This window comes from Streptomyces sp. 8N114, from assembly GCF_052245835.1.
In the GTDB taxonomy this organism is placed as follows: Bacteria; Actinomycetota; Actinomycetes; order Streptomycetales; family Streptomycetaceae; genus Streptomyces.
Genome location: NZ_JBQQBT010000001.1, coordinates 911503 through 924628, shown reverse-complemented (window position 1 = coordinate 924628; position 13126 = coordinate 911503). Strand labels below are relative to the sequence as shown.

Below are 13126 nucleotides of genomic sequence, written 5' to 3'. Positions count from 1 at the left end.
TTACATGGGGGACGTAACGGTTGGCGTCCGGACGGGCTGGCACACTAGGGGGCGTTTGCGCGGACGAGCACCCGGGGCCGTGGCGCGACACGGGGGAAGGAAAAAACTGAGAGCGCACTCGCGGACAAGGGGGAGGCAATGCCTCGTTGGAGGTCGCTACCGGAGGATCTGGACCCGCAGATCCGGGAGTTCGCGAGCCAGCTACGGCGGCTCGTCGACCGCAGCGGGCTGAGCGTCGCCACCATCGCCGACCGGACCGGATACAGCAAGTCGTCCTGGGAGCGCTATCTGAACGGCCGCCTGTTGCCACCGCGCGGTGCGACCCAGGCGCTCGCCGAGGTGACCGGTACCGATGTGCGCCACCTCGGCACGATGTGGGAGCTGGCCGAACGGGCGTGGAGCCGTAGCGAGATGCGGCACGACACCACTCTGGAGGCCATTCAGATCGCCCAGGCGCGGGCCGCGCTGAACGAGTCCGGGGAGGCTCGCGAGAAGGGGCGCAGACGGCGCAAGAGCAAGAGCGCGCCGGATGGTGCCGCACCCGATGGGGGCACGCCCGTCGGCGGCGCGCCCGTTGATGGCGTACCCGAGCCCGGCGCACCCGATGCCCGTGTGCCCGATGCCCGCATGCCCGACGGTGGCGTGCCCCCACAGAGCGGCACACCGCACCAAGACGCCCCGGAGAACGGGGACGTGGGGACGGCCATTCTGCGCAAGGACGCCATCCGTGCGGCGGGCAACGACACCTCCCGCGCGGGGAGCAAGGACGCCTCCCGTGCGGCGGGCAACAGTGCGAGCCTGCGCGAACGACGCCACCAGTCCGATTCCACCGACTGGGGAGCGTCCGCCCGTGCCACCACGGACAGCACCGCCACCTCCGGCAACCCCGGCACAGCAGCCGGCCAGGGCGTGGCAAGTGCACCGGGCGCCCCCGGGCAGACCCCGGCTGCTCCGGGCACCGGCGCAACCCCGCATGGCGTCCCCGTACCGCCGGCCCCCGCAGGTTCCGACAGCGACCGTACGGCGAAGGCTTCAGGCGGCCGTCGCAAGGTCACCGTGCTGCTGGCGTCCCTCGTGGCCGTTCTGGTCGTCGCAGCAGGCGCTGTGCTCTTCTTCGACCTCGGTGGCGGCAACGACGACTCCGCCGGACCGGAGCCCAGCCCCAGCCGGAAGAGCTCACCGAAGCTCCCCGCCGGGGTGAAGTGTTCGGGCAAGGACTGTTCGGGCAAGGACCCGGAGGACATGGGCTGCGGCGGCAAGCACGCGGGCACCAGCAGCTCCGCGTGGGTCGGCACCAGCTTCGTCGAGGTGCGCTACAGCAAGGTCTGCAAGGCGTCCTGGGCCCGGATCACCAGGGCCAGAACGGACGACGCGCTGCGCATCACCGGACCGGGCGGCCAGGCGGAGAGCGACAAGGTGCGGACGACGAACGACGCCTACACCGCAATGGTCTCCGTAGGCACGCAGAACGAGGCGCGCGCCTGCGCGACGCTGGCGGCGGGCGGCAAGGGCTGCACCGTTCCGGGGAAGAAGGCGCGGTGAGCGGACCCGGGGGTAGGGCGGGCACGGGGTCGGATAGCCTGACCGATGGGTCTCTTGACGTAGAGAGACTTCCGGCCACCCGCCAGCCACGTCAGGTACTACGGAGAACGCCATGACCCGCACTCCCGTCAGCCCCGTCAACGTCACCGTCACCGGCGCCGCAGGCCAGATCGGCTACGCGCTGCTGTTCCGTATCGCCTCCGGCCAGCTGCTGGGCGCCGACGTACCGGTCAGGCTCCGCCTGCTGGAGATCACCCCGGCGCTGAAGGCCGCCGAGGGCACCGCCATGGAGCTGGACGACTGTGCCTTCCCGCTGCTCCAGGGCATCGACATCACCGACGACCCGAACGTCGCCTTCGACGGCGCCAACGTGGCACTGCTCGTCGGCGCCCGGCCCCGCACCAAGGGCATGGAGCGCGGCGACCTGCTGGAGGCCAACGGGGGCATCTTCAAGCCGCAGGGCAAGGCCATCAACGACCACGCGGCGGACGACATCAAGGTCCTCGTCGTCGGCAACCCGGCCAACACCAACGCCCTGATCGCCCAGTCGGCGGCGCCGGACGTACCGGCCGAGCGGTTCACCGCCATGACCCGCCTCGACCACAACCGCGCGCTCAGCCAGCTCGCGAAGAAGACCGGCTCCTCCGTCGCCGACATCAAGAAGCTGACGATCTGGGGTAACCACTCCGCCACGCAGTACCCGGACATCTTCCACGCGGAGATCGCCGGCAAGAACGCCGCGCAGCTCGTCGGCGACGAGAAGTGGCTGGCCGACGACTTCATCCCGACCGTCGCCAAGCGCGGTGCAGCCATCATCGAGGCGCGCGGCGCCTCCTCGGCCGCCTCCGCAGCGAACGCCGCCATCGACCACGTGCACACCTGGGTCAACGGCACCCCCGAGGGCGACTGGACCTCCATGGGAATTCCCTCGGACGGGTCCTACGGCGTGCCGGAGGGCATCATCTCCTCCTTCCCGGTGACCACGAAGGACGGCAAGTACGAGATCGTTCAGGGCCTGGAGATCAACGAGTTCTCCCGCACCCGCATCGACGCCTCCGTCAAGGAGTTGACCGACGAGCGCGAAGCGGTCCGCGGTCTCGGCCTGGTCTGAGCCGGCCGCCCCACAGCCACACCGCCCCGAGGGCCCGTACGGATCCGGTGATCCGTACGGGCCCTCGGGCTTTCCGGGTGCATGCTGTGTTTCGGTTTGCCGGTGCCGGTGCCGGTGCCGGTGCCGGTGCCGGTGCCGGTGCCGGCGCTGATGCCGGTGGTGCGTGGTGCTCCGGATGCTCGGGGTGCTCCGGGAGCGGCTCCGGCGTGGGCCGGCGTGGGTCGGTCGGGGTCGGCCTGGGCCGGCAGGGAGCCGGCGCCGGGTGCGTCAGTCCTCGTCGCCGCCGTCCTCCTCGGCCATCGCGTCCTCGTATGCGCGCAGGGTGGCGACGATCAGGGCGCGCTCGGCGGGGGAGAGCTCGGTCAGCACCTGGCGCCAGGCGCCGGCGCCGCGGGCCAGCCAGCGCGAGATGGTGGGGCGGTGGGCCTCGGTGATGCTCACGATGCGGCGGCGCCGGTCGTTCTCGTCCTCCTGCCGCTCCAGCACGCCCTTCCGGCTCAGCTCGCCCACCAGCAGGCTGACCGTGGTGGGAGCGACCTCCAGCCGGGTGGCCAGATCGTTGACGGTCATCGGGCCGTCGAAGAGGAGGTACGAGAGCAGGGACAGGTGGCGCGGAGCCAGCGCGAGGGATTGCAGTTCCTCGGGTACGGGGATGCGTTTGACCCGGCCGACGATGCGCGGCATGAGCAGCAGGAGTGCGCGTATGGCGTCGTCCTCGGCCAGCTCCCCCTGCTGACCCCTGACTCCCTGCAGCTCCATTGTCCCCAGGCGTCCCTTCTCGTTCTCCCGTCTCTCTCTGTGACCGTCCATTGACATGGCGGCGGGCCTCCCCTTAGCTTTGTTACCAAAGATGTTTTGCAGTCAAAGGTGAATCTATCGCGATAGTAGCGATCCGGCTGTTCACCTTGCCGATCGGGGAGATGCCATGCCGCACTTCGAGGTGCAGATTCACGAGGAAGCCCTGGATGGGGAGGAATCATCCGTAAGCGGACAGTTCGTCAAGGAGCTGACGGAGGCGGCGCTGACGGTGTATCCCGAGTCGTTCCGGGAGCTGGTCGGCGTCGAGATCTTCGGCGTCCCGCGCGGGAGATGGGGTGTGGGCGGCAAGGTGACGGACGAGCTGTCGCCGATCGTCACCTTGCGCTCCCGAGAAGGGCTCTTCCACCATCCGGACCTCGTGGAAGCGCCCGCCCGGCTGATATCCGCGATCACCGATGCCGTCGTCGCTGTGCTCGGAGAGAGCGTCCGGCGACGGGTGACGGTGCGGTTGGTGGGGATTCCGGCGGGGCGTTCGGGCGTGGGCGGGGAGCTGGCCTGAGCAGGCGGCCCCGACGCTTCTCGGAGCGGAGGCCCGGCCGCTCCCCACGGTGGAGGCCGGGGGCGAGGCTGAGAGTCACGATGAGGGAGAGCCCGGCGATCACGGTCATGGCAGTGGCGGGGGAGGTGCGTTCCGCGACGGCGCCCGCGAGCGCGGCGCCCACACCCTGCATGGCCAGCATCCCGGACGCGTGCAGCCCCAGCGCATGACCGCTGAGCTCCTCCGGGGTCAGCTCCATCAACCGCTCTTGGAGCAGCAGGCTGGCCCCGAAACCGATGGAAGCCAGCGCCACCAGCCCCGCCGCAGAGGACAGCGAAGGGTGCAGTACGAAGAGGAGATAGGGGGAGGCCAGCAGCACAAGCATCGGTACGGCCAGCCGTTTCCGCCAGTGAGGGGGCACAAAGCGGCCGACGGTGGTGTCCCCGGCCAGCATGCCCACCGCTGCGCACGCGAACAGGAGCCCGGCCTCCCGTGGGGCGAACGGCACGAAGAGGGACTCGCAACCGACCACCAGACCGTTGGGCACCCACAGCCCCAGATAGACGAAGCGACGAGAAGGAGACGACCACAGCAGGGAGTTGGTCCGCCAAGTCTGAGCCACGGAGGGTCGGCCCGTAGCGCGGGGCGGGCGCTGCCCCAGTCCGAGCCGGGCAACGCCGGCACCCGTCAAGTACAGCGCGGCACCGGCCAGCAGCGTGCCGCGCGGGGAGAGGACAGCGACAAGCACACCGCCAAGTGCGTAGCCGCAGATCTGCATGACGCCGTTGGACATGTTGAGCACCGAACGACCGAGGAGGTAGCCGTCCTTGGAGAGGATCTCGTTGAGGAGCCCATAGCGCACTCCACCCCCCAACGAGGCCAGCACGCCGAGGACCAGCAGTACGGAGAACGACGCCGCGACGGGCAGCCCTGGCACGGCCTGGACAGCGGTACCGAACGCGAATGCCAGGGGCAGCGCGGTCATCGCGGCACGCGGCCGCAGCCGGTCAGCGGCCGACAGCAGCGTCGTCGCTCCGATGAGCTGCGCCAGCGAGGGACCGAACATGGCGAGGGAGGACAGCAGCGGGGATCCGGTGGCGGCATAGATGAGCGTGCCCAGCGCCAGGCCGCTCACCGTGTGCCCCGCCACATGGAAGGTGCTGGCAAGGAAGAGAGGGGTGAACTCGGGCGCCCGGAACAGCTCGCGGTAAGTGCGCATGGCCGGGAGTCTCGGGCGGATCGGAACAGCCGGTTACTGTTTCGCGGGAGAGCGAAACGTCCGCCGCTGAAGTTCGGGTCCGGGCGGTTGGCGGTTGGCGGTTGGCGGTTGGCGGTTGATGGTTGGCGTTCGCGGATAGCGGGCCGTGGCAGGGGTGAGCCGGGGAGCGGACGGCGTTGGCTGACGGCGAGTTCGCTGCGGGACCGCCCGGTGTCCGGGCGTCAGTCAGCGGCGGGTCATGGGTGACGGTCAGCGGGCTGACGGGTCAGCTACGGGCTGACGGTGAACGGCGGGCCGGTGGGCCGGCAGGCCGCGACGGGGTGGCGGGTCGTCGGCGCGTGAGAGGCCAGCGGGTCAGGGGGACAGGTGAGCGGTGGGGGAACAGGTCGCCGGCTGGCCAAGGGCGCGTCGATGGCGGGCCAACGGCGGGTCGGCGGTGGGCTAATGGCGGGTCGGCGGTGGGCTAACAGGTCGCCGGTGGGTCGGCGGCGGGGCGACCGGCCGGTGACCGTCCGCCGACGGGTCGGCGGCGGGCCCAATGGTGGGCTAACGGGTCGGCGACGGGAGACGGATCGACGGGGGAGTGAGCCGTGGGGTGGTGGCAGGTCAACGCCGACACGTTGGCGGGCAGCCGGTTCGTGGTGTCGCCGCTCGCGGAGGCGATAGCGAGCCTCAAGGTGCTGGAGCGGGGGAGCGCCGCACACCCCGGCGAGCGCGCTTGGCTCGACGCGCATCAGCCCGCCTACCGTGCCCGCCAGGCGGCCGACCCGGTCACGGAGAAACTGATACGCGCTGCGCTCGGCCCCACCTGGAACGCCGACTTCCTCACTCCGACACCGGACCCTGACCCAGGTGCGCCCGCCGGGGAGACCTTCGAGGAGGAAGTCGCGCGGGTGCGGGAGACACCGCCGCACGTGGCGCGTGCCGACCTGCTGGTGTCGTTGGGCAGCAAGGGCCCGCTGCCCGCGCCGCTCCGCCGGGACGACCTGCCGCAGCGCACGGCGGACACCCTGGAGTGGGTGTGGCGGGAGACGGTGCTACCGTACTGGCCGCGGCGGCGCCGGATCATCGAGGCCGATGTGGTGGCGCGTACCGCGCAGTTGAGCCGGGGTGGCTGGGCCGAGGCGCTCGACGACATGCGGCCCGGCATGCGCTGGCTCGGCGGGAGCCGACTCCAGATCAACGCCAGGGACTATCCGCCGCGCGAACTGGCGGGAGCGCGGCTGATGTTCGTGCCGGTGACTCCGCGTACGGGATGGGTGTCCTGGGAGGCGGCCCCGGACTGCCCCCAGGATGGGCCCGCCCGTACACCTGGATCTCCCGCCGGGCGGGCCGGGCCCCGCTATGCCGTGGTGTATCCGTGCTCCGGGGCACTCACCGACGCCGAAGGGGAGCCTGTTCCCGAGGCGTTGGGGGCTCTGCTCGGATATGCGCGGGCGACGGTTCTGGTGCTGCTCGACTCTCCGAAGAGCACCAGCCAACTCGTTGCGCTGACCGGGCAGGGGCTGGGCTCGGTGGGCCGCCATCTGCGAGTGCTGCGCGACGCGCGGCTGATCCAACGGCGACGGGCGGGACGCTCGGTGCTCTACTACCGCACCGCGGCGGGCGACTGCCTCCTCCAGGCCCAATCCTGAGCACACCGATTCCAACTGCGGCCCCACCCGCGCCTCCGCCTGGGAACGGCCTCCCGCCCACCCATGGCCCGGCACCTGCCCACGGCCCGGTACCTGCCCATGCTGCCCATGGCCAGCACCTGCCCACGGCCCCACCACTGTGCCCCGTCCGGGCCTGCCCCGCCCGGGCTTGTCCCGCCTCGTCTGTACCCGCTCCCTGTCCTGCCCGTTCCGACTCTCCCGGTCGGCTCCGCCCCTCTCTTGTCCACTCCAGCCCTCGCCCGGCCGACCCCGACTCCCCCAGGGCCCCGGGCAATTACCCCCCTGGTAATCGACCTGCCCCGGGCAGGGGGAGATGCTCGGGAATGGCTGGTGAGACGGCCGAAATGGCTGGGACAGGTGGGACGGGGGAGAGGGTTGTGACTGGTACGGATATTGAGGGACGCGGTTCCGGCGCTGCGCCCGCCTCCGCTTCTGCGGCCACGCGGGCTGTGGTGGAGGAGTTTCTGGGGCGGGTGGAAAAGGGGGATGCCGAGCGGATCGCGGAGCTGTTCGCGGAGGAGGTCGACTGGATGATTGCCGCGAACCCGACGGTGCCCTGGATACGGCCCCGTTCGACGCGGGCGGACGTGGCCGCGCACTTCCGGGAGCTGGCTGCGGGCGTGGAGCCGATGGCGGGCAGCGGGCGGGCGGTGGAGGCGCTCGTCGTCGAGGGGAACGAGGCGATGCTCACCGGCAACATCGCGGGCCGGGTGCGGGCGACGGGCAAAGAGCTCACCTCACCTTTCGCCATGCGGCTCACGGTGGAGAACGGCGAGGTGACGCGCTACCACCTCTACGAGGACAGCTTGGCCGTGGCGGCTGCCTGCGCCCCGGAGGACTGAGCGCGCGGCTCGGAGGCGTCGGCCTCATCGCCGTTGGGCCGGGGGCCGGGGCGCAGCCACAGCACCGTCACCGCGCCGAGTACGGCGAGGACGGCTGCCGCGGCGCGGAATCCGGCGGCCATTCCGTCGGTGAAACCGCCGGTGTGGGAGGCCATCACGGTGCCCATCGCGGCGACGCCGAGGGCGCTGCCGAACTCCCGGGCCGCACCGTTGAGTCCGGAGCCCAGGCCTGCGCGGTCGGCGGGCAGTGATCTGAGGACGGCCATGGAGAGCGGCGGCATCGACAGCCCCATGCCGACGGCCATCACCAGCAGGACGGCGGCGTAGGGGAGGTAGGGCGTCTCGGCGTCGATCAGGGAGAGCGCGCCCAGCCCGGCCGTGAGGCAGACCAGTCCGGTGGCCACCATCGGGCGAGGGCCGAACCGGTGCGTGAGCCGGGGGCTGAGGCGGGAGAAGACCAGCATCCCGATGGCGAGGGGCCCGATGGCGAGCCCGGCGACGGCGGGGGAGTAGCCCTTGGCGTACTGCAAGTACTGGGCGTTGACGAAGAACAGGGCGAAGAGCCCGAAGAAGGTGGCCGTCACCCCCAGTACTCCTGCCCGCAGCGGGCGGGCCCGGAAGAGCCGCGGGTCCACCAGCGGGCGTGCCGCACGTAGCCCGTGTCCGACGAAGGCGCTCAGCAGGAGGGCGGCCAGCGCGAAGGAGACCAGTACCAGCGGCGAACTCCAGCCGTGGCCGGGGCCCTCGATGAGGGCTGTGAGCAGCGCGAGCGAGCCGAGCACCAGCAGCGCGGTGCCCACGGGGTCGGCCGGGCCCGCAGGGGCTGCGGCGGTGCGCGGTGTCATCCGTGCGGTCAGCGCCAGCAGGAGCAGCGCCGCGGGGGCAGAGGCCCAGAACAGCCCCTGCCAGGGCAGATATTGGAGTATGAGACCGCCGCCGAGGTTGCCCAGCATTCCCGCGGCCCCGGTCGCGCCGGTCCAGACGGCGACGGCGTGGGCCCGGCGCTCGGGCGGTGCGGAGCGTACGGCGATCGACAGCGTCGCGGGCATCACCAGCGCCGCACCCGCGCCGGAGAGCGCCCGGGCGGCGATGAGGACCGCCACGTTCGGGGCGAGGGCCGCCAGCAGGCAGCCGGTGGCGAAGACGCCGAGTCCGGCCAGCAGGGCGCCCTTGGGGCCGCGCCGGTCGCCCAGCGCCCCCGCGGGGATGAGGAGTCCGGCGAAGACGAGGACGTAGGAGTCGACGATCCACAGCAGTTGCGCCGAGGTCGGGTGCAGGCTGCCGGCGCTGAGCTTGGGCAGCGCAAGGTTGACGGCGGCCACCAGCGCGACGGCGAGCATGACGCACGCCGATGTCACGCCGAGCACCGTGCCGTGGCGCGGGGCTCGGGCGGAACGAGAGACACGGGATGCGGGCAGGACGTTTTCAGGCATAGGTGTACCCCGAGGAGGTGTAAGGGAAGGTGAGTTGGGCTGCGGGTGCGGGTGCGGGTGCGCGCCCGGTCTGCGGATCGCTTCCGCGTCGTCGGTGCCGCATCCGGCGTCCCGGCATTCGGGCGTCCCGGCATCCGGCTGCCCCGGCGTCCCGGCATCCGGGCGTCCCGGAATCCCGGCATCCGGCTGTCCCGGCGTCCGGCATCCCGGCATCCGGCGCCCCGGCGTCCCGCGGCCACCAGTACGGTAGGCAGCTCACCCGGATTACTTCAATTGCAACCTTCGCAAGGGGAAGTTGCCCCGTATGCAATCCACCTCGTCGTTGGACCTCAACCTGCTCGTCGCGCTCGACGCCCTGCTCACCGAGGGCAGCGTCACCGGTGCCGCGCAGCGGCTGCATCTGTCCGCGCCCGCCATGAGCCGCACCCTGACCCGGATCCGGCGCGCGCTGGACGATCCGGTGCTGGTGCGCGCCGGGCGGCACATGGTGCCGACGCCCCGTGCGCTGGAGCTGGCCGGTGAGGTGCGGGAGATCGTCGAGCGTGCCGAGGCCGTCTTCACCGCGGGAGCGGGCGCGGACGGGACCTTCGATCCGGGCACGCTGGAGCGTACGTTCACACTGCTCGCCGACGACGCGCTGCTGACGGGTATCGGGATGCGGCTGCTGGAGCGGGTACGTACGGAGGCGCCGGGCGTCTCACTGCGGCTGATCCCGGAGGGGCCTGGGGAGTCCACGGCGCTGCGGGAGGGCAGCGCCGATCTGGAGCTGGGCGTGGTGAGCGCGCCGGCGCCGGAGACGCGGGTCGAGCAGCTCTTCACCGACACCAACGTCGGCGTCGTCCGCCAGGGGCACCCGTTGTTGGAGGGGGAGATCACCCTGGAGCGGTTCGCGGCGGCCGACCATGTGACGGGCTCGCGCCGTGGCAGGCTGCACGGTCCGATCGACGAGTTGCTGGCCGCGCACGGGCTGCGCCGCCGGGTGGTCGCCTCCGTACCGACGCTGACGAGCACGCTGCTAGTGGTGGCGCAGACCGATCTGGTGGGCCGTACCGGGCTGCGGCTGGGTGCGGGGCATGTGGCGCGGCTCGGGCTGGCCACGTTCGAGATTCCGCTGGACCTGCCGGCCCTCCCCATCGCCCAGGCGTGGCACCCCCGTTACGAGAAGGACCCGGCGCACTGCTGGCTGCGCCGCTGCGTACGGGAGATCGCGCGGGAGATGGGGCCCGCGCGATCCACCGTCTGACGCCGCCGCCCGCGCGCCGGCGAACAAGTCGTGTTCGGCGGACCTTGCCCCGTCCCTCCCGTGGTCTGGTCAGCGGGTGCCCCTGCCCGGCGTCCGCAGGCTGCGGGTGTTTTCTGGCTGGGCGCGCAGTTCCCCGCGCCCCTTCGGGGCGCCCCCAAGCCCGCCCCCCACCCGCGACTACACCGACTCCGACGGCGGTTCCTTCTGCTGGGAGCCCCCGAAGTGGCGGCGGAGCTGGTCGACGGTGATGGTGCGGTCCTTGGGCGGGGTGGCCCGGGGTACGGGGCGGTCGAAGCGGCCGAGGTTGATCTCGTCGTGGTTGCGGCCCGCCTTGCGCTCCAGGCGCAGCGGATAGGGCTTGCCCTCGGTGGAGACGTGCATGGTGACGCGGGCCTTCTTCTGGGCGCGGGTGACGGGGATGGAGCGGTGGCCGTGCACGCTCCCCTCGTCGCCCCGTTTCCAGCGCGGTCCTGGTGTGTCGCGCACCCCGGAGGCGGCGCGGAAGGCGTCCAGGTCGCAGGCGGTGGCCAGGCCCTTGCCGCCGAGGTCGTCGTTATGGGCGCTGCCCTTGATGTAGCGGCCCTTGAACTTCTCGGCAGCCGCAGCGCCCTGCTCGGGGCCGAGCTTCGCCTTCCAGAAGGCGGCGTTTGGCTTGATCCAGACGGTGTCGCCGTGCTTGACCAGCTGTACGGAACCTTTGCCGGGAACCCCTACTTTTCCGGAACAGTTCGCCTTTTCATCGAGGGTGAGATCGAGCCGGAGGTCGGGCGCCTTCATTCTGACCCGCACGGAGTGTGCGGAATTCAGCTCGGCGGACGCTTTTGCCGCTATTTCCTCTCCCGACAACTCTCCGATATCAGGCCCGTCACGCTGGGTGGCCGTGGGAGTGGCATGAGCCGGGGCCAGGAGTCCGCCGGAGGAGGCCGTCGCGGCAGCGCATACGGCTACGACCAGTGAGGCTCGGTGCTGCTTTCGCATGGGAGGGCTCCGATCCGCCGTGGGGGAGGCAGCGGTTGCGCGGAGGCGCACCGAACTGCCGAATACGGACAAAGACCTACTTACCGTACGTTCCACCGAGGGGTGGCGCACTTCGGCCAGTGATGAAGCCCACTTGCCATCAGTTTTTGGACATGAGACCGGGAGATCGGGGCAGGGTTCCCGACTGCCATCTGCCCAGGGCTGTGGCAAAAGCCCCCAACGGGGCACCGGGCTCCACCCGGGGAAAGCAGTAAGAAACGGAAGGCAGTACCGAAGGTGTCCGTTCTGGAGAGCATTCATATTGACGGCGCGTGGCGAACGGCCGCAGCCGGCGGTACGCGGGAGGTGCTGGACCCCGCGGACGCCACCACGCTCGCCGTCGTCGCCGAGGGCGACGCAGCGGACACCGACGCGGCCGTCGCCGCGGCCCGCCGCGCATTCGACGAGGGCCCCTGGCCGCACACCCCCACCGCCGAGCGGGCCGCGCTGCTGCGGCGCGTCGCCGACCTCCTCCAGCGCGACCGCGAGGAGATCGCACTGATCGAGTCCCGCGACACCGGCAAGACCCTCGAAGAGGGCCGGGTGGACGTGGACGACGTCACCAATGCGTTCCGCTACTTCGCCGACCTGGTGATGAACGAGTCCGGCGGCCGGGTCGTGGACGCGGGCAGCGCGGATGTGCACAGCGTCGTCGTGCATGAGCCGGTCGGTGTCTGCGCCATGATCACGCCCTGGAACTATCCCCTTCTCCAGGCGAGCTGGAAGGTTGCCCCGGCACTGGCCGCGGGCAACACTTTTGTGATCAAGCCCAGCGAGGTCACTCCGCTGTCCACCGTGCACCTGGTGAAGCTGCTGGTGGAGGCCGGGCTTCCGGCGGGGGTGGCCAACCTCGTCACCGGGGCCGGGGCCCCGGTAGGTGCCCGGCTGTCCGAGCACCCCGACGTGGATCTGATCTCCTTCACCGGCGGGCTGGCCAGCGGCACCAAGGTGGCGCAGGCCGCGGCGCCCTCCGTCAAGAAGGTCGCGCTGGAGCTCGGCGGCAAGAACCCCAACGTGGTCTTCGCCGACGCCTGCGCCACCGAGGAGGGCTTCGACACCGCCGTCGACCAGGCCCTGAACGCCGCGTTCATCCACAGCGGCCAGGTCTGCTCCGCCGGTGCCCGCCTGATCATCGAGGAGTCCGTCAAGGACCGCTTCGTGACGGAGCTCGCCTCCCGCGCCCAGCGCATCAGGCTCGGCCGCGGTACCGAGGAGGGCGTCGAGTGCGGCCCGCTCGTCTCCCGGCAGCAGCTGGAGAAGACGGAAGCCTATGTCGCCTCCGCGCTGGAGGAGGGCGCCGAGCTGCGGTGCGGCGGTGAGCGCCCGAAGCCGTCCGAGGTGCGGCCCGAGGGCGGCTACTTCTACTCACCGACGGTGCTGGACAACTGTCACCGTGCGATGCGGGTGGTCCGCGAGGAAACCTTTGGCCCAATCGTGACGGTAGAGGGCTTCAGCACCGAGGACGAAGCTGTAACGCTTGCCAACGACACCGAGTACGGCCTGGCGGGCGCCGTCTTCTCCGGCGACACCGCCCGTGCGCGCAGGGTTGCCGCACGACTGCGCCACGGCACGGTGTGGATCAACGACTTCCACCCGTACCTGCCGCAGGCCGAGTGGGGAGGCTTCGGCAAGTCCGGCGTCGGCCGGGAACTGGGCCCCCACGGTCTGGCCGAGTACCGCGAGTCCAAGCACGTGTACGAGAACCTGCGCCCCGCCCCGGTCCGTTGGTTCGCCGGCTGAGGTCACCGCAACCCCCCCACACCCCCG

The 13126-nt window shown here is 71.3% G+C and carries 11 protein-coding genes; 7 read left to right on the top strand and 4 right to left on the bottom strand.

Annotated elements, in window-relative coordinates:
* Positions 1 to 138: 138 nt before the first annotated feature.
* Together ACTWQF_RS04175 and ACTWQF_RS04170 are read left to right on the top strand one after the other, a co-directional pair.
* Positions 139 to 1542, top strand: coding sequence for a helix-turn-helix domain-containing protein (locus tag ACTWQF_RS04175; RefSeq protein ID WP_443277130.1), 1404 nt, complete (start codon positions 139 to 141; stop codon positions 1540 to 1542).
* A gap of 112 nt (positions 1543 to 1654) precedes the next feature.
* Positions 1655 to 2653: a malate dehydrogenase gene (locus ACTWQF_RS04170; RefSeq protein WP_443277128.1), complete on the top strand. Its 999-nt coding sequence runs from the start codon at positions 1655 to 1657 to the stop codon at positions 2651 to 2653.
* Between the two features lie 267 nt (positions 2654 to 2920).
* On the opposite strand, the gene ACTWQF_RS04165 is transcribed toward ACTWQF_RS04170, so the two are convergent.
* Positions 2921 to 3412 (bottom strand): MarR family winged helix-turn-helix transcriptional regulator, encoded by a 492-nt coding sequence (locus tag ACTWQF_RS04165; protein WP_443277126.1) that lies wholly within the window; start codon positions 3410 to 3412, stop codon positions 2921 to 2923.
* 166 nt (positions 3413 to 3578) lie between these two features.
* Here ACTWQF_RS04165 and ACTWQF_RS04160 point away from each other — a divergent pair, with 166 nt between their 5' ends.
* Complete coding sequence (locus ACTWQF_RS04160) at positions 3579 to 3971, top strand: hypothetical protein (protein WP_443277124.1); 393 nt, start codon at positions 3579 to 3581, stop codon at positions 3969 to 3971.
* Here the strand turns inward: ACTWQF_RS04160 and ACTWQF_RS04155 are convergent.
* Positions 3862 to 5169 carry an MFS transporter gene (locus ACTWQF_RS04155; RefSeq protein WP_443277123.1) on the bottom strand — a complete coding sequence of 436 codons (1308 nt, stop codon included), beginning with the start codon at positions 5167 to 5169 and terminating at the stop codon, positions 3862 to 3864. The two genes, ACTWQF_RS04160 and ACTWQF_RS04155, sit on opposite strands and share 110 nt — an antisense overlap.
* 590 nt (positions 5170 to 5759) lie before the next feature.
* On the opposite strand from ACTWQF_RS04155, the gene ACTWQF_RS04150 reads away from it, so the two are divergent.
* Both ACTWQF_RS04150 and ACTWQF_RS04145 read left to right on the top strand, forming a co-directional pair.
* Entirely contained in the window at positions 5760 to 6803 is a 1044-nt protein-coding gene (locus ACTWQF_RS04150) for an ArsR/SmtB family transcription factor (protein WP_443277121.1), read from the top strand.
* Positions 6804 to 7201: 398 nt separating this feature from the next.
* Positions 7202 to 7666, top strand: coding sequence for a nuclear transport factor 2 family protein (locus tag ACTWQF_RS04145; protein WP_443277119.1), 465 nt, complete (start codon positions 7202 to 7204; stop codon positions 7664 to 7666).
* On the opposite strand, the gene ACTWQF_RS04140 is transcribed toward ACTWQF_RS04145, so the two are convergent.
* Positions 7618 to 9024, bottom strand: coding sequence for an MFS transporter (locus ACTWQF_RS04140; protein WP_443277117.1), 1407 nt, complete (start codon positions 9022 to 9024; stop codon positions 7618 to 7620). The two genes, ACTWQF_RS04145 and ACTWQF_RS04140, sit on opposite strands and share 49 nt — an antisense overlap.
* Before the next feature lie 379 nt (positions 9025 to 9403).
* On the opposite strand from ACTWQF_RS04140, the gene ACTWQF_RS04135 reads away from it, so the two are divergent.
* On the top strand, positions 9404 to 10342 hold the full coding sequence (locus ACTWQF_RS04135; protein ID WP_443277115.1) for a LysR family transcriptional regulator: 939 nt from the start codon (positions 9404 to 9406) through the stop codon (positions 10340 to 10342).
* Positions 10343 to 10519: 177 nt separating this feature from the next.
* Here the strand turns inward: ACTWQF_RS04135 and ACTWQF_RS04130 are convergent, their stop codons facing one another.
* Positions 10520 to 11119: a hypothetical protein gene (locus ACTWQF_RS04130; RefSeq protein ID WP_443277113.1), complete on the bottom strand. Its 600-nt coding sequence runs from the start codon at positions 11117 to 11119 to the stop codon at positions 10520 to 10522.
* Positions 11120 to 11596: 477 nt separating this feature from the next.
* On the opposite strand from ACTWQF_RS04130, the gene ACTWQF_RS04125 reads away from it, so the two are divergent.
* Positions 11597 to 13099, top strand: a complete 1503-nt coding sequence (locus tag ACTWQF_RS04125) for an aldehyde dehydrogenase family protein (RefSeq protein WP_443277111.1) — start codon at positions 11597 to 11599, stop codon at positions 13097 to 13099.
* The last annotated feature ends 27 nt before the right edge of the window (positions 13100 to 13126 follow it).

Bases quoted from the DNA above. Each gene is read 5' to 3' on its own strand.
- ACTWQF_RS04160 (WP_443277124.1), top strand. From the start codon at position 3,579: ATGCCGCACTTCGAGGTGCAGATTCACGAGGAAGCCCTGGATGGGGAG.
- ACTWQF_RS04130 (WP_443277113.1), bottom strand. From the start codon at position 11,119: ATGAAGGCGCCCGACCTCCGGCTCGATCTCACCCTCGATGAAAAGGCG.
- ACTWQF_RS04155 (WP_443277123.1), bottom strand. From the start codon at position 5,169: ATGCGCACTTACCGCGAGCTGTTCCGGGCGCCCGAGTTCACCCCTCTC.
- ACTWQF_RS04170 (WP_443277128.1), top strand. From the start codon at position 1,655: ATGACCCGCACTCCCGTCAGCCCCGTCAACGTCACCGTCACCGGCGCC.
- ACTWQF_RS04165 (WP_443277126.1), bottom strand. From the start codon at position 3,412: ATGGAGCTGCAGGGAGTCAGGGGTCAGCAGGGGGAGCTGGCCGAGGAC.
- ACTWQF_RS04175 (WP_443277130.1), top strand. From the start codon at position 139: ATGCCTCGTTGGAGGTCGCTACCGGAGGATCTGGACCCGCAGATCCGG.
- ACTWQF_RS04135 (WP_443277115.1), top strand. From the start codon at position 9,404: ATGCAATCCACCTCGTCGTTGGACCTCAACCTGCTCGTCGCGCTCGAC.